Consider the following 23,675-nt stretch of genomic DNA (forward strand, 5'->3'; position numbering starts at 1 on the left):
TGGCATTATCGAGCAACCTTGGCGTTGTAAAGTCTACAACGTGGCGCGAAACTTACAAGCTTGATGTGTTAACACCGTGGAAAAAAAGGGAAAAACGGACACATTTCTTAACGGCTTTGGCAATTTGCTGACAAAATCTGGCACTAATCTGCATTCCGGAAGCCCGTTTTTACTGGCTTGCAGGCATTATTCAGCACAAATCACTAAGTTCCGCATTATTTTCATAGGAAGATTCCTATTTTGAACTAATGGTATACGGAAGAGTGAATTTTTACTGTGGAATGATGTCCACAAGCTGAATTCTGTTCATTTGTCGGTCTCATTATGAAGCCGTAAGCACCACCCTGGCGTGCTGCAATTTGCAATCTTTCCCTCTCAGTATCACTCAAATCCGGAAGCCATCCCAACACGACACTGTAGTTACCCGTCTGCAAGGCTTTCTCCATCGCATCTACCGTCGACATCGCCGTAATTTGATTAACTTGCACCATCTTATCCACCGGCAGACCTGACTGAGATAACCAATGACGGCTCAGTTTTTGTTGAGGTGTGAGCCACAACAACCAGCGAGACTGCATACCCAGGTGTTGCAGTAAGGGCAGTAATAACTGCGCAAAAGCAGGTTGGCTCGCACTATAGACGAACTCAGTGATCAGACCATTATTCAAGGATGCAGACGTATTTACCTGTGACGGAGTGACGGGCAAAGCAAGCTGACTAAAATGATGATTTGTATGGTGTTGAGTTCGCATAATGATGTACTCTAGTGAGTTACTGTATGTATGTACAGTACTCTGGCGGTGAGCAAAGATCAACCCAATTTTTCCAAGATATCTCGCAAATTTTGAAGGCAACAGGCTGTAACGGCATTTTATGTTTGTTGGAGTTCATAAGATTGCGTATTTTGCTTTTAGCTGTTTTGGTAACTCAAAATGGAAGCAAGGGATTAACGTGAAAAGGATAACGCAATGATAAACAAATCAAAAAAACGAGTGCTTGAGTGTCTGGATATTTTTGCCCCGTTGGGTAATATTCGTTCCCGCACCCAATTTGGGGGGATGAGCTTGTCCGCTGACCGCGTCATGTTCGCCCTGGTTTCTGATGGTGAACTCTATCTGCGAGCGACCGGAGAAACCGAAACTCATTTTCGCCGCAAAAAGATGGAGAGGCTGACCTATCGCAAGCGAGGCATGGATGTGCAGTTGCGTTATTTCAAAGTGAGTGCCCGGCAATGGAGTGATCACCAGGCACTGTGCGAGCTGGGCAGATTATCGTTGCAAGGGATGTTGCGGGATATAGAGCTGAAAAAAAACAACGAAGCGGTCCGATTGAAAGATTTACCCAATCTCTCGCTGGCGCTAGAAAGGATGCTCTGGCAAGTCGGCATTGAGAACTCGGGGGACTTGCGGTTACAGGGGGCCTGCCATACCTACCTCAAACTGTGTGCCATTAAAAAAAAGAATTTAGGGATTAATTTACTGATGGCACTCGAAGGGGCAATTTTGGGCTTCCATGAAGCCGCTTTGCCGATGGAATCCAGAGAGTCATTAACTCACTGGTTTAACCATCACCAAGAGCAGCTATCAACGGTTGTGCACTAAGTTTGCGTAAGTTATCTGCAACTAGAGCCGATTTTGTGCCGGCAGGATCTTAGTATTAAGACTGGTGAGCTCAGGCAAATGAGCCACCAGTAATCCAATTTGCTGAAGCACGAGCTGCTCTTTACTGTCGATATCCGTTGTACGCATCTGAATACGTGCAGTGAGTTCACCGAGCGCGTGTTGGATGCGTTCTGCTTCAGAAGGCAGATGATGCAAAGCGCCGTCAACGCAGCATGCTGCATCATCCAGCAACCTCAGGGTTTCGGCATCATTGAGTTTTTCGCGATGGGCACCCAGCGCTGAAATGTAGCTCAGCATAGTATGATTGAGGCATAACAGGCGAAACGCCGCTTCGAGTGTCGCCGGTTCGTTATTTCTCTCAGAGCTCATGTTCGACACCACGGACGCCAGTTCGGCATCGCAATTATGCGCATCACGGCGGGCCAGACGGTACTCGAGACTGTTGTCTTTCCCCTGATGGTACTGCACCAGAATAGCATCAAGATAACGGCAATTAGCATCGAACGTTTTTCTGACCACCTTATCAAGTTGCCTGAATTTCCAGTCGGGCCATATAAAGGTCACTGCCGCCCAGGCGATACCACAACCAATCAGCGTATCGATTACTCTCGGGATAGCGACTTCAAATCCTTCGCCTAACAAATTGAAGCATAACAACACCAGAAGGGTGATGAACATTGTGGCCTGCGCGTATTGCACTGTGCGGAACGCAAAGAACAATAACCCGCTGATGACGATCAGAATCATTTGCCCGTCAACGGACGGAACGAAATACAAGATAGGGATCCCGAGAGCAATACCGGCGAGTGTTCCGATTATCCTCAGAGCTAACCTCCGGCGGGTCGCACTGTAGTTTGGTTGACAGACAAAAAGACTGGTGAGCAAGATCCAGTAGCCGTGATTTAAGCCGCTGACCTGAATGAAAACGTAGCCTACAAAGAGCACGACAGACATACGAATTGCATGACGGAACAACACCGATTGCGGCGTAAAATGGCGGGAAATGCGCAGCCAGATATCATCAAGGCCAGTCAGACGGTCTTCCGCAAACGGGCTTTTGCCGGTCTGGTTTTCCGGCAGAGACTGCTCCGACTCGATATTTGCCAGTTGCGCGTCAATTGCATGCAGATTGCGTAAAAGATGGCGTAACGCCTGTAATGTCTCACGGTGTTCGTGATGAGATTCCAGACGTTTGAGGGCTTCTTCCAGCCGGGAAAACGCCCGTTCGAACTGGCTGTTGTGGGTATATTGCTGGCGATAAAGAATGCATTGTGACAGCTGTAAACAGGCCCGCGCCTGCATGCTCATCAGGCGCTGAAAGCGGAACAGAATATCACTGTGATGAAATTGTTCACTGAGTTTGAGGTACTGCACGTGGGACGAGCTGGCGCGCTCATGAATATCCTGCACCACAAAATAATAATGTAATGTCCGGCGGGTCCCTTTCTGGCCACGATCTCCTTTCAGCCGGGTCTGTAGCGTATTTTTTGTTTGGTTCAGTGTGGAGACCAGTTGACCGTTGGCCATGGCCAGCTCGACCAGTTGCTGGTTGTTATCTTCCTGATCGGGATCAAACAACGTTGCTTTAGCTTCAAGATAAGCCGCCAGTTGCGTGAAACAGCGGGAGATCTGATCCTGTAACGGACGGATGGGGAAAATAATATGGCCAGCCAGCGTCAGCAGGTTATACCAGATAGCACCCGCAAGCAGGATCAGCGGTTGCTGATACCAGATGTGATACATGCTGGTGCCAAGCATCGTATATATGGCGATCAGCAACGCGCCGAAGGCAATCGTGGCATAACGCTGCCCCAGGGCCCCCAGCAGGATGAATCCGCAGGTTGAAATCATCAGCCCGGGCGCAAAAAGCCACGGATAGGGGAAGAGTAATTCTATGGATGCTGAAGCAATAAAAAAACAGACCAGGGTAATCAGCAAATTGCGCAGACGGCCAGCGAGACGATCATCAAGATCGGCAAGAGCCGCAGCAACCACACCGAGTGTAAGGGGGATTGTCAGCGTGAACTGACCCAACCACCATGGCAATGCCGCAGCCCCTGTCAGCGCAATGAAAATCCTGATGTGATAAAGAATATTGCTGTTATAGGCATAGCGCCGTAAACCGGGTGCAATAGAAAGCACGAAAAACCCACCTTAAAATTCAAAAATGTTGAAACATCGCAATCAGCGAATGCGTCCGTTTTCTCTCTGACGGCTTGCATTAGCTTCACGAACTTGCTTTGCCAGCTCGACGGAAACGACCCTGCGTCCTACCGGCCAGAGTGCAATGGCAGCAATTTTAAAGTTCGCAATGCCCACCGGAATACCGATTATGCTGATACATTGCGCGATACCGGCAACGATATGCGACAAGCATAACCACCAGCCGAAAAAAATAAACCAGAAGATATTCAACAGAGTACCTCCGCCGGACAGCAACGCGCTGCGTTTTTCCGGATACAGGTCATCGACATGTACGGCTTCATTGCCAAATGGCAGCAGTGAAAGACGGGTGATTTCCCAGCAAGAACGGGTGAGGGGCAGAGTAAAGATCAGCACGATACTGACCAGCGTAGCAAGCAGCCAGGCAAGCGTGGTGAAAAAACCACCTAAAACAAAGTTAAGAATATTGAGTACGGTACGCATGGCAGCTCTTCCCGAAGAGGTTAAAAAGTTGATAAATTTCGTGTTCACATAACGCAAACATACCTCTTATTCTACTCTGTTTTGGAGCGTGGATCGCCTGCGCTTATCAAAGGTAAACTCTTAAATGCTCTTGCATGTAAAATGTCAGGAATTAAAGAAAAACACGGTGTGATGATATGGAACTGAAATCGACCTCATTCGGGAAACATCTGGCGCAGCACCCTTATAACCGGGTGCGTCTGCTTAATGCCGGCGTGGAAGTCAGCGGCGATAAACATCACTATCTGATCCCTTTTAATCAGCTTATTCAGATTCGCTGCAAACGTGGCATCGTCTGGGGGGAGCTTGAATTTGAATTGCCGGAGCAAAAAGTGGTCCGGCTGCACGGCACCGAATGGCAGGAAACACAGCGTTTTTATCAATACCTGCTCAATATCTGGCAGACCTGGAGTCTCGAGATGAGCGAGGTCAGCGCCGGAGTATTGCGCGGGCAGGTTGAAAAAATTACCCAGATTGAACAGCAAGACAAATGGTTCAAACGCATTGATCTGGCGGATGTGCAGAAAGACATTACTGAGGCATTTTCTGCGATCCCGGTGCCTGTTGAACGTCTTACTGAATTTAATAATTGTCGGGAAGATTATCAGACCTGTCTGCGCTGGCTTGAGCAGGGTAAACGCAGTGTCGACCGGCGCAATCTGGCTTGGACTGACAGGGTGATTGCTGATAACCGTGACTTTTTTGATACCGTTGAAGTGTCACCGCTCAATGACAGCCAATGCCGCGCTGTCGTGAACGGTGAAGACGCGGTGCTGGTGCTGGCTGGCGCGGGCAGTGGTAAAACGTCGGTGCTGGTGGCGCGCGCGGGCTGGCTGTTGCGCCGTCAGGAAGCGCATCCTGAACAAATTCTGTTGCTGGCCTTTGGTCGTCAGGCAGCGGATGAAATGAACGGGCGTATCAAAGAGCGTTTGCATACTGAAGGCATCAAGGCCAAGACATTTCATGCGCTCGCTTTGCAGATTATCCAGGAAGGCAGCAAAAAAGCCCCCAAAATCAGCAAACTTGAAACCGATTCGAAAGCCCGGCGCAGCTTACTGATTAAGACATGGCAGCAGCAGTGTGCAGAGAAAAAAGTGCAGGCCAGCGGCTGGCGGCAATGGATGACAGACGAACTGGAATGGACCGTTCCTGAGGGTGATTACTGGAAAAATAAATCGCTGGCGGAGCGCCTCGGAAGCCGCCTTGAACGCTGGCTCAGCCTGATGCGTATGCACGGTGGCAGTCAGGCGGAGATGATCGAAAGCGCGCCGGAAGACGTCAAAGATCTGTTTACAAAGCGTATTCGTCTGATGGCACCGCTGATGAAAGCCTGGAAAACGGCACTGAAAGAAGAGGGCGCAGTGGACTTTTCCGGGCTTATCCATCAGGCAGTCAATATTCTGGAAAAAGGGCGTTTTGTCAGCCCGTGGAAGCATATTCTGGTGGATGAATTCCAGGACATTTCCCCCCAGCGTGCACTGCTGCTTTCTGCCTTGCGTAAACTTAACAAACATACCAGTTTGTTTGCTGTGGGGGACGACTGGCAGGCGATTTACCGTTTCAGCGGTGCGGAGTTGTCCCTGACCACGGCGTTTGCTGACAATTTTGGCGAAGGAGCGCAATGCGCACTGGATACGACTTACCGGTTCAATGACCGCATCGGTGAAATTGCCAATAAGTTTGTGCAGCAAAACCCTTATCAGTTGAAGAAGCTGCTGAACAGTCTGACCAAAGGCAACAAGAAAAATGTCGTGATACTGCCTGAGGACCAGATGGAAAAATTGCTGGATAAACTTAGCGGCTATGTCACCGTTGATGAACATATTCTGGTGCTGGCGCGTTATCACCATCTTCGACCGCAAATTCTGGAGAAAGCCGCGACCCGCTGGCCAAAGCTTAATCTTGATTTCATGACGATTCATGCCAGTAAAGGACAACAGGCTGAATACGTGATTATCGTCGGATTGCATGATGGCAATGACGGTTTCCCTGCGCCCGCGCGGGAATCTTTGCTGGAGGAAGTGTTATTGCCTGAACCGGAAAACTTTCTGGATGCCGAAGAGCGGCGTTTATTGTATGTGGCGATGACGCGTGCGAAGCATCAGGTCTGGTTGCTGCAGGATAAAGAACGTCCTTCCGTCTTCGTAGAACAGCTTGAAGATATCGGTGTACTGGTCCAGCGAAAACCGTAGATAAGATCAATAAAAAGCCCGGCAATCGCCGGGCTTTTTACTTTTAAAAATCAGCCTATTGAATCATTATTCTTTCAGGCGTGACCACAGATAGCGCTGGTAGTCAGGAATAGTGATTTCGACTTCAGACTGGAACAACGGAGACTGGATCAGGAAGTCAGCAGTAGACAGATTGGTTGCCACCGGGATGTTCCATACGGTCGCCAGGCGCAGCAGGGCTTTCACATCCGGATCATGCGGAACGGCATTGAGCGGATCCCAGAGGAAAATCAGCATATCGATTTTGCCTTCGGCAATCAGCGCGCCCACTTGCTGGTCGCCGCCCATCGGCCCGCTTAGCATGCTTTTGACATTAATCCCGGTATTACGCTGAACCAGGTTACCCGTCGTGCCGGTGGCATACAGGATATGCTGCGAAAGCTCAGCAACGTTTTTATCAACCCATTTCAGCAGGGTACTTTTGCAGTGGTCATGCGCGACCAGGGCTATATGTTTTTGTTTTGCGATCGTGCGGGTCGTGTATTCCATCTAATTCCCTTCAACGCGAAAGTAAAAGTGGATCACAGAATACTGAAACTCCGTTTTACTGCATAGCTCAGGGGGAATAATTCGCCGTTAAGAAGGAGGAATGCGTGATGCAGATTAAGTTATGACGCGCGTTCCTGATTATCCGGCAGTTTTAACCAGAGTAACAACCGCTCAAAGCCAGCATTCGCGGCCAGACGTGTCCACAACGGATGAAGATAAACGATAGAAATTTGAGATGTTGCGTCGGTGGCTAACGCAGATTTTTTATCCATGCTGCCTTTGGCGAATGAAGGAACCGCCGCACGTGCGCCCGACAAATTGTAAGTCATCATTAATTTTTCAGCGTCGGCAGTATGCCCGGGATTAAACATATTCAGGACGTCACGTTGTGTCGGTATCTGACGGCCTTGTTCATCAATGAGCTGATAATTCATCTGCTGGCTAAATTGTGTCGTTTCATTGTCGTTGCTCAGTTTTGGCAGAACGAAAGAAACGGAACGATTACTTTTAGCATTGAAGGTCACGATAAGGGCAGGCGAATGGTAGATTATCGGTGCCTGTTGAGCGACGGAACGGACATTTTTGCTGACCTGAAACAGAATCTGGTGCTGACCGCCATCGAGTTCAAGGCTGTCTGCGCCTTTAAGGATTGCGCCAGACATCTGTTTGCCATCGATTACCAGAACATCGACATCGGGGGACAATTTAAGTGAGGTCGCTGAAGCTGACACCATCAGGCTGAGACTCGCTAATGCGACCAGCGCATGACAGATTTTCATTCCTCTCTCCTCAGATACAACGTTGCTCATCCTCTATTATTCAGGAATGACGATTGTGTGTCAAAGTTTTACAAAATGTTTTAATTTCCCACCAGCGCGATCCTGCAGCGGCTCTTTTTCACGTACAGACTGTCGAAATGGTCAGGCTGCGTTACACTTAATGCATACAGGCCAAAGGAGATAAACCCGTGCAAGACAATGATATCCGCAAGATTCTTGAAGAAGTGAAAACCATCGCGCTGGTGGGGGCCAGTGATAATCCCGGCCGACCAAGTTACGGCGTCATGGCGTATTTACTTTCTCAGGGCTTTGAGGTGATCCCGGTCAGTCCGAAGCTGGCGGGGCAGGAACTGCTCGGCCAGAAAGCTTATGGTTCTCTGGCAGAAATTCCCCATCCGGTAGATATGGTGGACGTGTTCCGTAATGCGGATGCCGCTTATGGCGTGGCGCAGGAAGCGATTGCGATTAAGGCGAAAGTGCTGTGGCTGCAACTGGGCGTCATTAATGAACAGGCTGCTGTGCTGGCAAAAGAGGCTGGGCTGAAGGTGGTGATGGATCGCTGCCCGAAAATTGAAATTCCGCGACTGGGCATGGAAAAGTAAACGTCTGCGGATCCTGCCCGTAAAAAAACCGGCTACTGCGCCGGTTTTTATCTTTCATCTTGTCAGGAAAAAGCCATCATGCTCAGTTACGCAGTCGCGGTGCCTGTAACTGGTTACGGATTGAGGCTGCCAGGTCATCCAGCGAGGCTTGTTCAGGATGCGAACGTGCCGCTTCATGATCGATCTGAATTTCAGCCAGGTAAGTGTGAACCGGCTGACCTTCTTCATCTTCCATCACGACATGGTACCAGGGAGCGGTACGCATTGAATCATCAGCAACGACATCATTGACGTCAGGCTTATCGAGCGAATATTGTGCATCAACATCAATAACCACACCCAGATAACCTAACATTCTGTGGCGGACCTGCTGTCCGATACCGTATTTACTGGCAATCATAGTCACCTCCCAAAAATAATTCATTAATCTCTATATGGAGATAAAACGGGCTATTTCAAGTTTTGACCACGTAATCTGCTTAAAATTCGCGGGCGTGCCGCCGCAACAGCACACCGTGCTTATTTTGTCAGTTCATTACCAGGCAGGCGAACCCTTTCAGATATAGGCCTTCAGGGTAAGCGCCGGTCACCGGATGGTCGGCTGCCTGACGGAACTGCTCGACGAACTGGATCTCACGACCGGCATCCAGCGCCGCATCAGCCAGAATTTTCTGGAATAAATCCGTTGGCAACAATCCGGAGCAGGAGAAACTCAGCAGAATCCCCCCCGGACGTAACAGTTGCAACGCCAGCATATTAATGTCTTTGTAACCACGGCAGGCGCTTGCCAGCTGGTTTTTGTTCTCAACGAATTTCGGCGGATCCATCACGATCATATCGAACTGCTGGCCTTCGGTGCGGTATTTGCGCAGCAGCTGGAACACGTCTTCACGCACGAATTCTGCTTTCGAGAGATCCAGTTTATTCAGTTCAACGTTCTGACGGGCCACGTCGAGCGCTGCCTGGGAGGTATCCACGTTGGTGACTTTTGTACAGCCGCCCATCAGCGCAGACACCGCGAAAGCGCCGGTATAAGAGAAACAGTTCAGAACGTTGCGGCCTGCGGCATAATTACGTGCGGCAAGGCGGCTGTCACGCTGGTCAAGGTAGAAACCGGTTTTGTGACCTTCTTTAATATCCACCAGCAGGCTCATTCCGTGTTCCTGAATCGGCAACAAGGCAGGAGGCTCGTCGCCAAATACGTGTCCCTGAGCCAGTTCCAGCCCTTCTTTTTTACGCACGGCCACGTCGGAACGATCCCAGATTGCACATTCCGGATAGCAATGTTGCAGTGCAGCAATCAGCGGGGCACGCTGATATTCCGCACCGGCTGACAGCAATTGCAGCACCAGGAAATTCTGGAAGCGGTCGATAGTGATACCTGGCAGGCAGTCGGATTCCCCAGCAATCAGGCGGTAACCGTCCAGTCCGTCGCGCTTAGCGATATAATCGCGCCAGCTCTGCGCCTGTTGTAAACGGCGGATGAAGAACGCGATATCAATGTCTTCATCTTGTTTGAATGTCCAGACGCGCGCACGGATCTGCGAGGACGGCGAATAGGCGCCGCGCGCCAGCCATTTTCCCTGACTGTCTACAATATCTATAGTCTCGCCGGAATTGGCTTTACCTTCGATGCGTGAAACCGCGCCGGAAAACACCCACGGGTGGCGACGAAGAAGTGATTTTTCACGGCCTTTGGCCAGAATTAAACGTGCAGTCATAAAATTAGGTTCTGTCGGTTCGGAGACAAAAAAGAGCGACATTGTCCGGTCATGCAGGTCAAATTGCAACGAACCATACCGCTAACGGAGAGAATATTATGGCAACAGTCAGTATAGCCGCCTATGTGTACGGCATGGTGCAGGGCGTCGGTTTTCGTTTTGCGACACAGCATCAGGCCACCGGTCTCGGTCTGACCGGTTACGCGAAAAATCTTGAGGATGGCAGCGTCGAAGTGGTGGCGTGCGGAGAGCAGGAGAAAGTAGATCAGTTGCTAGCCTGGCTAAAGCAGGGCGGGCCGAAACATGCACGCGTTGATCGCGTACTGAGTGAACCGACCGCGCCTGGCAATTACAGCGATTTTAAAATCAAATACTGAAATCTTTCACAAGCACTTCACCGGTTTCGGCAGGCCCGCAATTTTGGTTGCCTGTTTGGCCGGACCTTTCGGGAACAGCCGGAACAGATAGCGGCTGTTGCCTTTCTCTTCGCCATATTTCTGCGCCATTGCTTTCACCAGCATGCGTACGGCGGGAGAAGTATTGAATTCGAGGTAAAACTCGCGCACAAACCGCACGACTTCCCAGTGGGCGTCAGTCAGAACGATCCCTTCTTCTTCCGCCAGCAGCGGCGCCATGCCTTCCTGCCACTCCTGACTGTTTTTCAGGTAACCCTGAGCGTCGGTTTCAATAACCTGACCTTCAAACTCCAGCATACAACCTCAAACCTGTAAAAATGCGGCAGTTAGTTTAGCAAAAACGCCGGTCAGACAAAATAAAAAGCCCCGCACGCAGGCGGGGCTTCGATCCACTTCAGGCTTTATCAGTTACGTGATGACAGGCCCAGAATGCTCAGCAGGCTGACAAAAATGTTGTACAGCGAGACATACAGGCTGACGGTCGCCCGAATATAGTTGGTTTCGCCGCCATGAATAATATTGCTGGTTTCCCACAGGATTGCGCCTGCGGAGAACAAAATAAACAGGCAACTGATCGCCAGTGACAGCGCAGGAATTTGCAGGAACAGGTTAGCGATAACCGCCACCAGTAGCACCACAAAACCTGCCATCATCATGCCGGACAGGAACGACATATCTTTGCGCGTGGTCAGCACATAGGCTGAACAGCAGAAGAACACCAGCGCAGTGCCGCCCAGTGCCAGCATAATAATGTCACCGGCACCGACGGAAAGCAGCGAACTCAGCAGTGGCCCCAGCGTATACCCCATAAAACCGGTCAGCGCGAAGGCAGATAAAATACCCGCCGGGCTGTTGGCTGTGCGGTAGGTCAGGAACATCAGGCCATAGAAGCCAACGATGGTCAGCAGAAAACCGGGGGACGGCAATCTCAGAACCGTACTTGCTGTCGCAGTAATCGCGGATACGCCCAAAGTCAGTGCTAACAGGAAATAAGTATTACGCAGCACCCGGTGCGTGCTTAGCAACGAGCCAGCGCGTGATGATGACGAAGATGCAACGATACGATCCATGCGGTTCATAATAAAATTCTCACTTAAGCCCTTCATACTTTGTGTCGCAGATGCGTTGGCTTCGCCCGGTCACCCGAATCACTTACCTGTGTAAGCTCATCGGGACTCCCTCTCTTGCCGCCTTCCTGCGACCCAAATTATTTTGGGTATCTAATTGGAGTCGGTGAAAATACAAACAGGTTGCAGTGTAAGTAGTTGCGGTGCGTCATTAAAGACGTTTTACCCTTCTTTACCTGCCCGGAGCGGGGCACTGCGCGGTATCCTGACGTCAAAATCACCGAAATGATGCTTAAATCGCCGCTTGCGAACCGAATGCCTGTTTTTCAGGCAATCAGAACAGAATCAGGCTTTACAAGCGGATCGGCACTGTTTATAGTTCGCTTCGTTGCGGAGGGGTGGCCGAGCGGCTGAAGGCACCGGTCTTGAAAACCGGCGATGGGAAACCATTCGAGAGTTCGAATCTCTCCTCCTCCGCCATAAACAACACAAGAAAGCTGCTAAGCAATTAGCGGCTTTTTTTGTCTCTGTCATTTATGCCCGACTTTGTGTACGCGGTTTAAATGCTCATAAAATCAACAAACTAGACTGAAAATAATATTTGCATCTTTTTTCCGGTCTTGTATACTACGCCCCGTGCAGAACGACTGAGGTCGTAAGGTACTTGTTGTTTACGGAGGGGTGGCCGAGCGGCTGAAGGCACCGGTCTTGAAAACCGGCGATGGGAAACCATTCGAGAGTTCGAATCTCTCCTCCTCCGCCATAAACAATACAATAAAGCTGCTAAGTGATTAGCGGCTTTTTTTGTATCTGAAATTCCCCCTTTGCCCCTCCACGTATTCTTCAGACGGCTTCTTTCTGCCCGTATTGCCTTGGCGAACATCCCAGTGTGCGTTTGAACGCCGTACTGAAAGCACTTTCTGATTCGTACCCAAGCGAAAGCGCCACGGCTGATACCGGTTCTTTAGTATTCGCCAGCCGGTCGCCAGCCAGCAACATCCGCCAGCGCGTCAGGTATTCCAGCGGCGCACTGCCCACCGCCTGTTTGAATTTTTGAGAAAATACAGAACGCGACATACCCGCCCGTTCTGCCAGCGTTTGCACCGTCCAGCGCTGCGCCGGGTTTTCATGCATTGCATTCAACGCTTTGGATAACTGCTTATCGGCCAGTGCGGCAAACCAGCCGCTGGTTTCACCTTCCGGCGCGTTATCGACGTGCATCCGCAGCGCCTGTACCAGCATCATGTGCGCCATATGCTGCGCAATAAGCAACCCGCCGGGACGCTGGTCACGCAGTTCCTGCATCATCCGTTCAACCGCCCAGCGCAGGCTGGCTCTGTCGGATTCTTTTGAGATATGCACCACCGGCGGCAGCATCGCCAGCAGGGTAGAGGCGTTTGCGCCGCTGACCGCAAACTGGCTGCCGGTGAGGAATAAATCCTGGCCGCCGTTACAGGAAACCGTTCCGCCATCCTGCGCCTGCTGGAAAATGGGCCCGGCATCGACGGACGGAAGGCTAAGATCGCTGGCCAGCCGGAACGGGCGTCCGCTGGGTAACACAAAGCAGTCTCCGGCTTTCAGATGCACTGCGCCTGGCACGGAATCGACTGCCAGCCAGCATTCACCGCGAATAATCGCGTTACATTTAATCGACTGATAATGGTCGGGAAATTGCACCGACCAGGCGCCTCCGGCTTCAAAACCTTTGGACATATAACTGCGCGGCTTCAGCAGTGATAACACATCTGAAAGAGGGTCCATCAGCGACTCCGGACGATTGCAAAGATAATGCGGACATTAGCGCATAGATCGTCTTTCCTCCAGCCCCTATATTTTATGACGTAAGTCCTGGGCTTTTGTAGCCACGACAGGTTTAGCCAACAACGGGGAAATTCGCAATGCGTGTATTTGTGACAGGTGCAACAGGTTTTGTCGGTTCTGCGGTGGTTCAGGAATTGCTGCGGGCCGGTCATCAGGTGCTGGGGCTTGCCCGTTCGGATGCCTCGGCGCAGGCGCTGACCGACGCGGGTGCCGGTGTTCATCGCGGCAGTATTGAAGATCTTGAGAGCCTCGCATCCGGCGCCGCGCAGGCCGACGGGGTGATCCACACCGCGTTTATCCATGACTTTTCGAAGTTTCTGGAAAATTGTGAAAAAGACCGGCTGGCGATTGGCGCATTAGGCGCTGCGCTGAAGGGCACCCATAAACCGCTGATCGTCACCTCCGGCACGGCGCTGGTGAACAATGGCCGTCTGGCAACGGAAAATGATTTACCCGATCCGTACGGGCAAAATCCTCGCGTGGCGTCCGATCTTGCCGTCGCTAAACTGGCAGAGCAGGGCGTGCGGGTGTCACTGGTGCGTCTCCCGCCATCGGTGCATGGCGCGGGCGATCATGGATTTGTGCCGCTGCTCATTGCGCTGGCGCGGGAAAAGGGGGAATCAGCGTATCCGGGGGATGGCGAAAACCGCTGGCCGGCGGTGAACCGTTTTGATGCCGCGCAAGTGTTTGTGCTGGCACTGGAGAAGGGCGCGCAGAATGCGATTTATCACGCGAATGCAGAAGAAGGTGTGCCATTCCGTGAGATTGCCACCCTCATCGGTAAGCACCTGAACCTGCCAGTGGTGAGTAAAAACGGGCCAGATCTGGCGGCACATTTTGGCTGGTTTACCCATTTTGCCTCATTAAATAATCCGACCTCAAGTCAGATCACCCGCGATATTTTGGGCTGGAAACCCGTACATCAGGATTTACTGACCGATATTGATACCGCCGGATATTTTAAATAATCCCCGTTTTCTGTCCTTAAAAACAGGCCATTCAGAGGGCCTGTTTTGCGTTTTCCACCGTGGTTTTTATGGTGTTAATTGCTTAAAAAACGCCACGAATCACAAATCGGGAAGATAAAAACGTTACCCTATTGCCTGTCCGATGTTATGCGTTATGTTGATTTTTAGTTTCCCAAATGTAACTAGAGGTTAACAATAATGTCGAATAAATTACGTATCTCTCTGATTGCTCTGGCTGTAATGATGTCTTCCTCTGCAATGTCTGCATTACCTCAAGGCTACCCGGCTGACTATCAAAAAATCGTCGATGCGGCGACTAAAGAAGGCAAAGTCGTGGTCTATTCCACGACTGACACCAAAGCCGCTGGCCCGCTGATCCAGGGCTTCGAGGCGACGTATCCGGGCATTAAAGTCGAATACAACGACATGAACAGCACCGAGCTGTACAACCGTTATATCAGCGAACAGGCGGCGGGCGGCACCAGCGGCGACGTGGTCTGGAGTTCCTCGATGGATACCGCGCTGAAACTGGCGACCGACTACGCGCAGGAATATAAATCCCCTGAACAGGGGCAACTGCCAAAATGGGCAGTGTGGAAAGACAAAGCCTACGGCACGACGTATGAACCGGTAGTGTTTATCTATAACAAACGCCTGATCCCGGCCGGTGATGTGCCTGATTCCCATGCGGCACTGGCAAAACTGATCGCCAGCCAGACCGAAAAGTTCAACAAAAAAGTCACGACTTACGATATTGAGAAATCCGGTCTCGGCTTCATGCTGTCCGTACAGGATTTCAAAGCCGATCCGAATTATTTCAAAACGCTGGCTGATGTGGCCAAAGGCGGCTTAGCAGTGCAATCCTCTACCGGCACCATGATGGAACGTGTCTCTTCCGGCGAAAACCTGATCGGCTTTAACATCCTGGGTTCCTACGCCGAAGCCCGCGCTAAAACTGACCCGTCACTGGGGATTTCCTATCCGAAGGATTACACCCTGGTGCTTTCCCGCGTTTCCTTCATCAGTCAGGAATCGAAAAACAGCAACGCGGCCAAACTGTGGCTGGACTATGTCTTGTCCGAGAAGGGGCAGAGCATTCTGGCCAATCAGGCTGACATTCCCTCCATCCGTAACGATATCGAAGGCAAAAATGATATCGATGGTATGACCAAAATGCTGGGCAACGCGCTCAAACCCATCCCGGTGGATGAAACCCTGCTGGAATACCTGCAACAGAAAAAACGCCTGGATTACATCAAACAGTGGCGTACCGCTGCTGCCAAGTAGTGACATATTGAAGCGCGTCACTTTCCGCCGCGCTTCCTTTTTCCTGCCTGATTTCGCTCTCCTTGTTTCTAACCGAAGGGAAGTAACATGAATGCATTGCGCAGAAAGTGGCAGAGCCTGCCGCGCGGCATTGTGGTGTTGATAACGGCGCTGGTTATCTACATTCCGTTGTCGTTCATCGTGATACAGAGTTTCCTCTCCGCGCCGTTCTTTTCGCCGTCGAAAGAATGGAGCCTCGAATCCTTTGGATTCATCTTTACTGATCCGGATTTCTACAAGGCCCTGAAAAGCGGCTTTATTCTGGCCTTCGGGCTGGTGGTCATCGCCATCCCGCTTGGCGGTATTCTGGCGTTCCTGATGGTGCGTACGGATTTGCCGGGCAGACGCGTGATTGAACCGCTGATCCTGGTGCCGATTTTTGTGTCGCCGATGGTATTAGGTTTCGGTTACGTGGTGGCCGCCGGACCGGTCGGGTTCTTTTCACTGTGGGCACAGGCGATCCTCGGTTTCGTGCCGTGGAACATCTACGACATGTCGAGCATCGTGGTGATTGCCGGTCTGACGCATGTTCCTCACGCCTATCTGTATATCTCCTCGGCGTTGCGCAGCGTCGGGTCGGATGTTGAGGAAGCCGCGCGAACCGCAGGCGCCTCGCCGTTACAGGTGATGACGGCGGTCAGTCTGCCGATGGTGCGCCCGTCGATTCTGTACGCCACCGTTTTGCTGTTCTTCCTCGGGCTGGAAGTGTTCGGCCTGATGCTGGTACTGGGTGACCCGGAAGGCAACATGGTGCTGGCGACCTATCTTTATCAGCTGACCAACAAACTTGGTACGCCGTCTTATCATCTGATGGCTGCGGTTGCCGTGGTGCTGATTTGTATCACTATTCCGCTGGTGATGTTGCAGCGCCGCCTGATGCGTACCGCCAACCGCTTCGTGACGGTGAAAGGTAAAGCGTCGCAGGCGCGTGCTTTACCGCTTGGAAAATGGCGCTGGGTGGCCGGGGCTGTGGTGGCGTTCTGGCTGACGGTGACCATCGGCGTTCCGCTGATTGGTGTGATGCTGCGTGCATTTATCTCTAACTGGGGCGTCGGGGTTTCCATCTGGGATGAACTCTCGCTCAACACGTTCCGCACTATCTGGGAACAGCCGAACCTGCTGCGCGCTATCGTCAACTCGATGGCCATTGGCGTCATTGGCGGTGCGCTGGCAGTGGCCTGTTATCTGTTTATCGGTATTGCTATGCACCGTAAACCCGACGGCGTCACCCGTTTCCTTGATTACAGCGTACTGGTGCCGCGTGCGGTGCCGGGGCTGCTGGCCGGTCTGGCCTTCCTGTGGGTGTTCCTGTTCCTGCCGATGTGGCTCGATAACGCGCTCAAATCCGGCTGGCTTTCCGGCATGCCGTGGTCACAGTGGTTGCGCGATAACCTGGTGGTCTGGTTGCGATCGTTGCGCAGTACGATTTTCAGCGTCTGGCTGGCGTATACCGTGGTGTGGATGGCGTATGGTCTGCGGCTGATTTCCTCGACACTGTTGCAGGTCGGGCCGGAGCTGGAAGAGGCGGCGCGCAGTACCGGGGCGACCCGCGGGCAGATCACCCGTCACGTTACCATTCCGCTGTCGCGTTACGGCCTGATTGGCTCGTGGCTGCTGATGTTCCTGATTTTCGAGCGTGAATATTCCACTGGTGTCTATCTTCTTTCGCCGGGTACGGAAACCATCGGCTCGATGCTGGTTTCCCTGTGGGCGGCGGGCGCCATTGATATTGTTGCCGCGCTCTCCTTTATTAACATCCTGCTGGTGGTGTTAGGTCTGGGTATTGCCCTTCGTTTCGGAGTGAAATTACATGATTGAATTATCTGTCGACAATCTGCACCTGACTTATGGTGATAATCCGGTGCTGAAGGGCGTTTCCATGGATCTGAAACGCGGCGAAGTGGTGTCATTGCTCGGGCCTTCCGGCAGCGGAAAAACCACCTTGCTGCGTGCCGTCGCCGGGCTGGAAAAGCCGGTGAAAGGCACTATCGTCATTGGCAAAAACAAAGTTTATGACGGCACACCGCGCAGCGAAATTCCGGCCGAAGAGCGCAATCTCGGGCTGGTGTTTCAGTCTTACGCCCTGTGGCCGCATAAAACCGTGTTTGAGAACGTGGCGTATCCGCTGAAATTACGTAAGGTTTCGGCGGGTGAAATTACCCGGCGCGTACAGGATGTGCTGAATCAGCTGGGCCTCGGGCATCTGGGCAAGCGCCACCCGCATCAGCTTTCCGGCGGTCAGCAGCAGCGCGTGGCGATTGGCCGTGCGCTGGTCTACAACCCGCCGGTGATTTTGCTCGATGAGCCGCTGTCAAACCTGGATGCCAAACTGCGTGAAGAGGCGCGGGTGTTCCTGCGCGAACTGATCATTAAACTCGGACTGTCGGCGCTGATGGTGACGCATGACCAGAATGAAGCGATGGCGATTTCTGACCGTATTCTTTTGCTCAACAACGGCAAAATTGAACAGCAGGGTACGCCGCAGGAAATGTACGGTTCGCCGAAAACCCTGTTTACCGCAGAATTTATGGGCAGCAACAATCGTCTGCACGGCAAGGTCACCGAAGTGCGTGAGGGTAAAGCGCGTATCGAAGGCAGCGACTGGGTGCTGTGGGGGCTGGCGGGTGAGGGGGTGCAGGCCGGGCAAGAAGGGACGGCGGTGATCCGCGTCGAACGCGTGGTGCTGGCCGACGGGCCGGGCGAGAATCAGCTGGAATTACCGCTTCTGACCAGCATGTATCTCGGTGACCGCTGGGAATATCTGTTCCGCACAACTGGTGATGATTTTGTGATCCGTGCTTACGGCACCGATGTGCGCGACCCGCAGCATTGCCGTCTGGCACTTCCCGAAAACCATGTGTGGATCTTCCCGAAACAATAAGTAATCGCAGGGAGCGGTTCAGCGCCGCTCCCTGAAATACTTCTGTCATTTCCCGCGAGTAAAATTCTGTTTCTTCTCTAAATAATGCAGAATAATCATGAATTTAACTTCTCGTTCACTTATTGGTAAAATGCCATTCAACAGATTGTTTCGATCGGGTTTCATCAAACGTCCACGGGGGATCCTTTTCGGGGTAATTTGCGTTATCGCCCTGTTTTCTGCTTTGCAAATCTTCTCCACCGTGGTGCTCACCAAAATCCTGCAGGATGCACATAACAACGTTATTGCGACCGAAAGTCTGCGTCAGCAGCAAGCCGTCATGGATAAAGCCCGTATGGAACTGCTGATGGCCAGCGACAAACTGAACCGTGCCGGTATTTATTACATGCAGGATAAAGAAACCGGCTCGGTCGGGAGCTGGAACAGCCTGATGGAAGAATCGCTGGGTTCGCTTGCCGCGTCGCAAAAAGCGTTTGCACAATTCGAAGGTATGACGAAAAACGCCGATACGGCTGCCACCGAGCTGAAATCCAGCTATCAGATGTTCTACGACGGCTTGCGGGAACAGGCGAACGGTCTGCAAAATAACAACAATATTGATTCCTTCTTTGAAGTGCCGATCCAGGCGTTTCAGGATGACTTCAGCCAGAAATATTATGCTTATCTGGCGGTTAATGAGCACACAGCGGTGTCCCTGAGCGACCGCTTACTCAATGCGCTGACGCAGGCGAAAACGCTGTTTATGGGCGCGCTGGTCATTCTGGCGGTGATTGCGGTGCTGGTCTGGCGCGGTGTGTCTGCGTGGATTATCCGTCCGTTGCAACGCATGATCGGGCACATCAGCGTGCTGGCTGCCGGGGATTTATCGCGCGATGTCGAAGATGACCACGCGCGGGTGATTGAAGTCCGCGAGCTGGGTGTCAGCCTGCGCAACATGCAGCGCGGCCTGCAAAAACTGGTCAGTGAAGTGCGCGATGCCTCCTCGCATATCATGATCAATATCAATCAGATGGCAAAGGGTAACGAGGAATTATCGGCACAGGCCGCCATTCAGAGTGAAGAACTCAGCGCTGCCACTGAACACATCACCCATCTTAATGAACGTGTGAAAGAAAACGCCGCCTATGCGTTGCAGGCCAGTCAACGCGCCGAGCAGGCGAAAGGCGTGGCGACGCGCGGCGGGGAAGTGATGGGGCAGGTGGATACCGCGATGAAAGAGATTGTCAGCCAGTCTTCAGAAATGAGCAGTATTGTCTCGATGATCGACAGCGTGGCGTTTCAGACCAATATTCTGGCGCTGAATGCGGCGATTGAAGCGGCGCATGCCGGACAGCACGGACGCGGATTTGCGGTGGTGGCGAAAGAAATCGGTCTGCTGGCGCAAAAGAGCAGCCATTCGACGCGCGGCATTCACCAGCTGATTGATGATTCCGTGCAGCAAATTGATCGCGGTTCGGCATCCGTTACGGTGCTGGGGCAAAGTCTGGAAGAGATAATTCATATCTTCAACGGCCTGAGCACGTTAGTCAGTGAGATTTCGGCAGCGACGTTGTATCAGGGGCAAAGTGTTCACGATGTCTCCGAACGCATTACCGCGCTTAATCATGTGACGCTGCAAAACGGCAAACTGGCGGATCATGCGGCGGCATCTTCCCAGCAGTTGCTGGACCAGTCGCAGCGTCTGGAAAAAGCCGTGGCGCGGTTTGCCCTGACCGCCGCGTGATGCCCGGTTATTTCTGATGCCACACCAGCATGCTGCCTTCGCTGTGTCCGGTCACCGGATCCGTCGCGGGCAGCGGGACGGCGTTCACCGCTTTGGTGCGAGCCGCCAGTTGCGGCAATTCGTCATGGCATAAATCGGCTTTGATGCCCGGCGGATACGCGCCGACCAGCATAAAATCGTCATCGGCAGAAATCTGTTTATGGCCGATTCCGGCCGGAAGCAGTAACACATCGCCGACTTTCACTTCGATAATATTGCCGTGCTCGCCGCCCAGTTGCAGCTTCGCCGTACCGGCAAAAACACCCAGCACTTCAGGTGTGTTGGAATGAAAATGCGTAAAGGTATAGACGGGATAACGCCACTGCGGCGGCCAGCCGTTGGCGCGGAAAAGGTGTTCGAGATAGTCGGCATTATCGGCGGTATCAGGCGGAATGACGCGGTGATAAATCAGCACCGGTAACGTATTATTCGGCACACCGCCGTCGGGTTTATCAATCCGCAGAGTATTCATGGCAACCTCCCGGGGAGTCGCGAAGCCCGTTTGGGGTATCGGCATCAGGGCTATAACACCCAGCAAAGTCACAAACCGGCGTCGATCCAAATGCATCAGTAATAGCTCCTTGTCGAGCAATCAATGGCTTACCTCTTTCATGTATAGATCAAAAAGCCCTGAATATCTTCTTTTTGCACACATAAAAATGCATGTCAGGCCGCGCTAAAAATCTCCATTCCGGTTATCAGAAAAAACTTAAAATATGGTGCAATTAATAAATAGAAGTCATATCGGCTGGCTAAATCCCTTATGTCTTCTATGCTTAACAATACAAAAATACTCAGGAGGAGAAGTTATGAACAAGAAAATGTTACTTGTGGTTGCTACAGCAGTTTCGGTTCTGGCAGGGTGTCAGACTTATGACCGTGCGGCGAGTTACGTTAAAGAACCGGTAGTCAGTGATGTCAAAGTCGGGATGACGAAATCGCAGGTTCGTGCCATTGCAGGACCACCGTCAACGGAAGCGACGCTGATCCACGCCAAAGGGACTTGTCAGACTTATGCGGTCGCCCCGCGTGATGGTAAAGCTCAGACCTACTTCGTCAGCTTTAACGACACCGGTCATGTCATGAACAAAGGTTATCAGTCCTGTTCAGACTACGACAAAGACCCGCAGGCTGCTCAGTAATACGTTTTCCTTCCCCTCGTGAGAGGGGAAGGAGCCGGAATTTAAGCCTTCTGCGTCACAATCCTCACGCCGACTTTACTCACCCGATTTCCTTCCATTTCCGCAATCGTCCACGTCAGTCCGTCCCATTCGATATGGTCACCGATCACCGGTTCGCCTCCGAGCAGCTTAATGACGAAATGTCCCAGGGTTTGCGACTGATCCACGGTGTCTTCCAGATTCAGACCATATAACTGAGAAATCGCATCCAGCGGGGCATCGGCCTGCAGAATGAAATCACCAAAGAAACGATCATCAAGCACCACTTTATTGCTGTCGCTGAACAATTTACCCAGCTCCGGTAAATCTTTTTCCTGTCCGATGACACACAGAATATCGCCTTCCTTCAGCCGCGTACTGCCGGTCGGATGCAGCATCTCTTTGCCACGGAACAGCGCTGCAATCCGTGTCGCCTGCGGCATTTGCAGATCACGCAGTGCCGCGCCGACGCACCATTTATCGGAGCCGAGCTGATACACGAACTGTTCCCAGTCGTTATACACATCGATATCCAGACCGACGCGGGAAATCGGCGTCGGTTGCGGCGGCACCAGCACTTTGGCTTTTTTGGCCGCAAAGCCTAATGACGTCCCCTGAAGCAGCAAGGAGACCAGCACGATAAAGAAGGCGACATTAAAATACAGCGTGGCATTAGGCAGTCCGGCCATCATCGGGAATACCGCCAGAATGATCGGTACCGCACCGCGCAGGCCAACCCACGAGATAAAGAAGCGTTCGCGCAGGGTAAAGTTTTTGAACGGGATCAGGCTGACAAACACCGACAGCGGACGTGCCAGCAGGATCATCCACAATGACAGCGCCAGCGCCGCGATGGCAATCGGCAACAGATCGCTGGGCGTCAGCAGCAAACCGAGCACCAGGAACATACCAATCTGGCTGAGCCATGCCAGCCCGTCGAAGGTTTGCAAAATACCGTGACGGTTGCGGATGGGCATATTGCCGAGCATCAGGCCGCACAGATACACCGCCAGAATGCCGCTGCCTTCCAGTGACATGGTTGCCGCGTACACCAGCAAACCACCGCTGAACGCCAGCAGCGGATACAGCCCGGCCGCCAGCGTAATCTTATTAATCAGCTTGTGCAGCAGCCAGCCGCCGCCCACACCAAACACAATGCCGAGGCCAAACTGGCGCACCACATCCACCACAAACATCAGGCTCAGGCCGTGTTCACCTTTGGAAATCATGTCGATCAGGGTGATGGTCAGGAATACCGCCATCGGGTCGTTGCTGCCGGATTCAATTTCCAGCGTGGCGCTGACACGTTCGTTCAGACCTTTACCGCCAATCAGCGAGAAGACGGCTGCCGCATCGGTTGAACCGATAATCGCGCCAATCAGTAAACCCTGCATCAGGTTGATATTGAATAACCACGCGGCGGCCAGCCCGGTCAGACCGGCGGTAATCAGAACGCCGACCGTCGCCAGCGACAGCGCGGGCCACAGGGCCACACGAAAGGAAGAGGCGCGGGTACGCATGCCGCCGTCGAGCAAAATCACCGCCAGCGCCAGGTTGCTGACCAGATAGGCGGCGGGGTAATTATCAAACGCAATGCCGCCAATTCCGTCGATGCCTGCCAGCATGCCGATCGCCAGGAAAATGACTAAAATAGGGATGCCAAGCTTAGAAGAGAACGAACTGAGCAAAATGCTCGCTGCGACTAACAGGGCGCCAATAAAGAAAAGAGTATTAATCGTGCTGGCGTCCAAGAGCGTTCTCCTTGTAAGGCATGAGTGGTGCGGGGGCGTGCGGTGTCGTCATCAGTGACAATACCTCTAATTTATCAGGAAAATGAGCGCGTTGCTGAGGTCATTTAGGATTTTTATTAGTTGCACTTAAGAATAAAAAACTATGCTTAAAGATGAGCGATGTCTACGTGCAGTTCATCAAAAAGGAAACCACAATGAGTGAATTTACCGGTGTACACCGTGAGGTGATGAAAGATGGCGCGATCAAACATGTGCTTATCCGCGACGCACAAGGCAATGAACAGTCGATTGCGGCAAAAGATTACATTTCGCAAGGGATCGAGCCAGATCTGAATGAGTTGCCCGAAGTCGGCACTGACAGCGAATTTCCGGTGGCGGGTAAAGGCTGACACAG

General features: G+C 52.2%; 23 protein-coding genes and 2 tRNA genes. 13 read left to right on the top strand and 12 right to left on the bottom strand.

What is annotated here, in order from left to right:
- Positions 1–245: 245 nt before the first annotated feature.
- Positions 246–752, bottom strand: a complete 507-nt coding sequence (gene sulA, locus GW591_RS03135; RefSeq protein ID WP_013574876.1) for an SOS-induced cell division inhibitor SulA — start codon at positions 750–752, stop codon at positions 246–248.
- Between the two features lie 216 nt (positions 753–968).
- Between sulA and GW591_RS03140 the strand changes: the two genes are divergently transcribed.
- Positions 969–1,601 carry a TfoX/Sxy family DNA transformation protein gene (locus tag GW591_RS03140; protein ID WP_119261440.1) on the top strand — a complete coding sequence of 211 codons (633 nt, stop codon included), beginning with the start codon at positions 969–971 and terminating at the stop codon, positions 1,599–1,601.
- Between the two features lie 21 nt (positions 1,602–1,622).
- Here GW591_RS03140 and yccS read toward each other — a convergent pair whose 3' ends face one another.
- Positions 1,623–3,764: a YccS family putative transporter gene (gene yccS / locus GW591_RS03145; protein WP_013574878.1), complete on the bottom strand. Its 2,142-nt coding sequence runs from the start codon at positions 3,762–3,764 to the stop codon at positions 1,623–1,625.
- 42 nt (positions 3,765–3,806) lie between these two features.
- Positions 3,807–4,268: a YccF domain-containing protein gene (locus tag GW591_RS03150; RefSeq protein ID WP_013574879.1), complete on the bottom strand. Its 462-nt coding sequence runs from the start codon at positions 4,266–4,268 to the stop codon at positions 3,807–3,809.
- 176 nt (positions 4,269–4,444) lie between these two features.
- Between GW591_RS03150 and helD the strand changes: the two genes are divergently transcribed.
- Positions 4,445–6,499, top strand: coding sequence for a DNA helicase IV (gene helD, locus GW591_RS03155; protein WP_166860077.1), 2,055 nt, complete (start codon positions 4,445–4,447; stop codon positions 6,497–6,499).
- A gap of 66 nt (positions 6,500–6,565) precedes the next feature.
- Here the strand turns inward: helD and mgsA are convergent, their stop codons facing one another.
- Both mgsA and GW591_RS03165 read right to left on the bottom strand, forming a co-directional pair.
- Complete coding sequence (gene mgsA / locus GW591_RS03160) at positions 6,566–7,027, bottom strand: methylglyoxal synthase (RefSeq protein WP_013574881.1); 462 nt, start codon at positions 7,025–7,027, stop codon at positions 6,566–6,568.
- Positions 7,028–7,146: 119 nt separating this feature from the next.
- Complete coding sequence (locus tag GW591_RS03165; RefSeq protein ID WP_013574882.1) at positions 7,147–7,806, bottom strand: DUF2057 family protein; 660 nt, start codon at positions 7,804–7,806, stop codon at positions 7,147–7,149.
- A gap of 188 nt (positions 7,807–7,994) precedes the next feature.
- Between GW591_RS03165 and GW591_RS03170 the strand changes: the two genes are divergently transcribed.
- Positions 7,995–8,408: a CoA-binding protein gene (locus GW591_RS03170; protein WP_166860080.1), complete on the top strand. Its 414-nt coding sequence runs from the start codon at positions 7,995–7,997 to the stop codon at positions 8,406–8,408.
- An 82-nt stretch (positions 8,409–8,490) separates the two neighbouring features.
- Here the strand turns inward: GW591_RS03170 and hspQ are convergent, their stop codons facing one another.
- Both hspQ and rlmI read right to left on the bottom strand, forming a co-directional pair.
- Entirely contained in the window at positions 8,491–8,808 is a 318-nt protein-coding gene (gene hspQ / locus GW591_RS03175) for a heat shock protein HspQ (RefSeq protein WP_013574884.1), read from the bottom strand.
- Positions 8,809–8,935: 127 nt separating this feature from the next.
- Entirely contained in the window at positions 8,936–10,129 is a 1,194-nt protein-coding gene (gene rlmI / locus GW591_RS03180; RefSeq protein WP_015689626.1) for a 23S rRNA (cytosine(1962)-C(5))-methyltransferase RlmI, read from the bottom strand.
- A gap of 98 nt (positions 10,130–10,227) precedes the next feature.
- Here rlmI and yccX point away from each other — a divergent pair, with 98 nt between their 5' ends.
- A complete protein-coding gene (gene yccX / locus GW591_RS03185) occupies positions 10,228–10,506 on the top strand; it encodes an acylphosphatase (RefSeq protein WP_013574886.1) in 279 nt (92 codons plus the stop codon).
- Between the two features lie 6 nt (positions 10,507–10,512).
- On the opposite strand, the gene tusE is transcribed toward yccX, so the two are convergent.
- Positions 10,513–10,842: a sulfurtransferase TusE gene (gene tusE / locus GW591_RS03190; protein ID WP_013574887.1), complete on the bottom strand. Its 330-nt coding sequence runs from the start codon at positions 10,840–10,842 to the stop codon at positions 10,513–10,515.
- Positions 10,843–10,949: 107 nt separating this feature from the next.
- On the bottom strand, positions 10,950–11,615 hold the full coding sequence (gene yccA, locus GW591_RS03195; protein ID WP_015689627.1) for an FtsH protease modulator YccA: 666 nt from the start codon (positions 11,613–11,615) through the stop codon (positions 10,950–10,952).
- 389 nt (positions 11,616–12,004) lie between these two features.
- Between yccA and GW591_RS03200 the strand changes: the two genes are divergently transcribed.
- Both GW591_RS03200 and GW591_RS03205 read left to right on the top strand, forming a co-directional pair.
- Positions 12,005–12,092: transfer RNA gene (locus GW591_RS03200), tRNA-Ser, on the top strand.
- Positions 12,093–12,287: 195 nt separating this feature from the next.
- Positions 12,288–12,375, top strand: a tRNA-Ser gene (locus GW591_RS03205).
- Between the two features lie 80 nt (positions 12,376–12,455).
- Here the strand turns inward: GW591_RS03205 and GW591_RS03210 are convergent.
- Entirely contained in the window at positions 12,456–13,373 is a 918-nt protein-coding gene (locus GW591_RS03210; protein ID WP_166860083.1) for an AraC family transcriptional regulator, read from the bottom strand.
- A gap of 137 nt (positions 13,374–13,510) precedes the next feature.
- Between GW591_RS03210 and GW591_RS03215 the strand changes: the two genes are divergently transcribed.
- From GW591_RS03215 to GW591_RS03235, 5 genes are all read left to right on the top strand, one after another.
- Positions 13,511–14,401: an SDR family oxidoreductase gene (locus tag GW591_RS03215; RefSeq protein WP_013574890.1), complete on the top strand. Its 891-nt coding sequence runs from the start codon at positions 13,511–13,513 to the stop codon at positions 14,399–14,401.
- 198 nt (positions 14,402–14,599) lie between these two features.
- A complete protein-coding gene (locus GW591_RS03220) occupies positions 14,600–15,688 on the top strand; it encodes an ABC transporter substrate-binding protein (RefSeq protein WP_013574891.1) in 1,089 nt (362 codons plus the stop codon).
- 87 nt (positions 15,689–15,775) lie between these two features.
- On the top strand, positions 15,776–17,545 hold the full coding sequence (locus GW591_RS03225) for an ABC transporter permease (protein ID WP_013574892.1): 1,770 nt from the start codon (positions 15,776–15,778) through the stop codon (positions 17,543–17,545).
- The gene (locus GW591_RS03230) at positions 17,538–18,608 is read left to right on the top strand and encodes an ABC transporter ATP-binding protein (RefSeq protein ID WP_013574893.1); all 1,071 of its coding nucleotides are present in this window, start codon (positions 17,538–17,540) and stop codon (positions 18,606–18,608) included. The genes GW591_RS03225 and GW591_RS03230 overlap by 8 nt, the downstream gene beginning before the upstream one ends.
- A gap of 97 nt (positions 18,609–18,705) precedes the next feature.
- The gene (locus tag GW591_RS03235) at positions 18,706–20,331 is read left to right on the top strand and encodes a methyl-accepting chemotaxis protein (RefSeq protein WP_166860087.1); all 1,626 of its coding nucleotides are present in this window, start codon (positions 18,706–18,708) and stop codon (positions 20,329–20,331) included.
- Positions 20,332–20,338: 7 nt separating this feature from the next.
- Here the strand turns inward: GW591_RS03235 and GW591_RS03240 are convergent, their stop codons facing one another.
- Positions 20,339–20,938 carry a cupin domain-containing protein gene (locus GW591_RS03240; protein WP_166860091.1) on the bottom strand — a complete coding sequence of 200 codons (600 nt, stop codon included), beginning with the start codon at positions 20,936–20,938 and terminating at the stop codon, positions 20,339–20,341.
- A 241-nt stretch (positions 20,939–21,179) separates the two neighbouring features.
- On the opposite strand from GW591_RS03240, the gene osmE reads away from it, so the two are divergent.
- Positions 21,180–21,512: an osmotically-inducible lipoprotein OsmE gene (osmE, locus tag GW591_RS03245; RefSeq protein ID WP_013574896.1), complete on the top strand. Its 333-nt coding sequence runs from the start codon at positions 21,180–21,182 to the stop codon at positions 21,510–21,512.
- A 41-nt stretch (positions 21,513–21,553) separates the two neighbouring features.
- On the opposite strand, the gene GW591_RS03250 is transcribed toward osmE, so the two are convergent.
- Positions 21,554–23,281, bottom strand: a complete 1,728-nt coding sequence (locus GW591_RS03250; RefSeq protein ID WP_013574897.1) for a potassium/proton antiporter — start codon at positions 23,279–23,281, stop codon at positions 21,554–21,556.
- A 194-nt stretch (positions 23,282–23,475) separates the two neighbouring features.
- Between GW591_RS03250 and GW591_RS03255 the strand changes: the two genes are divergently transcribed.
- A complete protein-coding gene (locus GW591_RS03255; protein ID WP_037036572.1) occupies positions 23,476–23,670 on the top strand; it encodes a hypothetical protein in 195 nt (64 codons plus the stop codon).
- The last annotated feature ends 5 nt before the right edge of the window (positions 23,671–23,675 follow it).

It is taken from the genome of Rahnella aceris (assembly GCF_011684115.1).
In the GTDB taxonomy this organism is placed as follows: Bacteria; Pseudomonadota; Gammaproteobacteria; order Enterobacterales; family Enterobacteriaceae; genus Rahnella; species Rahnella aceris.

Bases quoted from the DNA above. Each gene is read 5' to 3' on its own strand.
- sulA (WP_013574876.1), bottom strand. From the start codon at position 752: ATGCGAACTCAACACCATACAAATCATCATTTTAGTCAGCTTGCTTTG.
- GW591_RS03140 (WP_119261440.1), top strand. From the start codon at position 969: ATGATAAACAAATCAAAAAAACGAGTGCTTGAGTGTCTGGATATTTTT.
- GW591_RS03150 (WP_013574879.1), bottom strand. From the start codon at position 4,268: ATGCGTACCGTACTCAATATTCTTAACTTTGTTTTAGGTGGTTTTTTC.
- helD (WP_166860077.1), top strand. From the start codon at position 4,445: ATGGAACTGAAATCGACCTCATTCGGGAAACATCTGGCGCAGCACCCT.
- mgsA (WP_013574881.1), bottom strand. From the start codon at position 7,027: ATGGAATACACGACCCGCACGATCGCAAAACAAAAACATATAGCCCTG.
- GW591_RS03165 (WP_013574882.1), bottom strand. From the start codon at position 7,806: ATGAAAATCTGTCATGCGCTGGTCGCATTAGCGAGTCTCAGCCTGATG.
- hspQ (WP_013574884.1), bottom strand. From the start codon at position 8,808: ATGATTGCCAGTAAATACGGTATCGGACAGCAGGTCCGCCACAGAATG.
- rlmI (WP_015689626.1), bottom strand. From the start codon at position 10,129: ATGACTGCACGTTTAATTCTGGCCAAAGGCCGTGAAAAATCACTTCTT.
- yccX (WP_013574886.1), top strand. From the start codon at position 10,228: ATGGCAACAGTCAGTATAGCCGCCTATGTGTACGGCATGGTGCAGGGC.
- tusE (WP_013574887.1), bottom strand. From the start codon at position 10,842: ATGCTGGAGTTTGAAGGTCAGGTTATTGAAACCGACGCTCAGGGTTAC.
- yccA (WP_015689627.1), bottom strand. From the start codon at position 11,615: ATGGATCGTATCGTTGCATCTTCGTCATCATCACGCGCTGGCTCGTTG.
- GW591_RS03210 (WP_166860083.1), bottom strand. From the start codon at position 13,373: ATGGACCCTCTTTCAGATGTGTTATCACTGCTGAAGCCGCGCAGTTAT.
- GW591_RS03215 (WP_013574890.1), top strand. From the start codon at position 13,511: ATGCGTGTATTTGTGACAGGTGCAACAGGTTTTGTCGGTTCTGCGGTG.
- GW591_RS03220 (WP_013574891.1), top strand. From the start codon at position 14,600: ATGTCGAATAAATTACGTATCTCTCTGATTGCTCTGGCTGTAATGATG.
- GW591_RS03225 (WP_013574892.1), top strand. From the start codon at position 15,776: ATGAATGCATTGCGCAGAAAGTGGCAGAGCCTGCCGCGCGGCATTGTG.
- GW591_RS03230 (WP_013574893.1), top strand. From the start codon at position 17,538: ATGATTGAATTATCTGTCGACAATCTGCACCTGACTTATGGTGATAAT.
- GW591_RS03235 (WP_166860087.1), top strand. From the start codon at position 18,706: ATGAATTTAACTTCTCGTTCACTTATTGGTAAAATGCCATTCAACAGA.
- GW591_RS03240 (WP_166860091.1), bottom strand. From the start codon at position 20,938: ATGCATTTGGATCGACGCCGGTTTGTGACTTTGCTGGGTGTTATAGCC.
- osmE (WP_013574896.1), top strand. From the start codon at position 21,180: ATGAACAAGAAAATGTTACTTGTGGTTGCTACAGCAGTTTCGGTTCTG.
- GW591_RS03255 (WP_037036572.1), top strand. From the start codon at position 23,476: ATGAGTGAATTTACCGGTGTACACCGTGAGGTGATGAAAGATGGCGCG.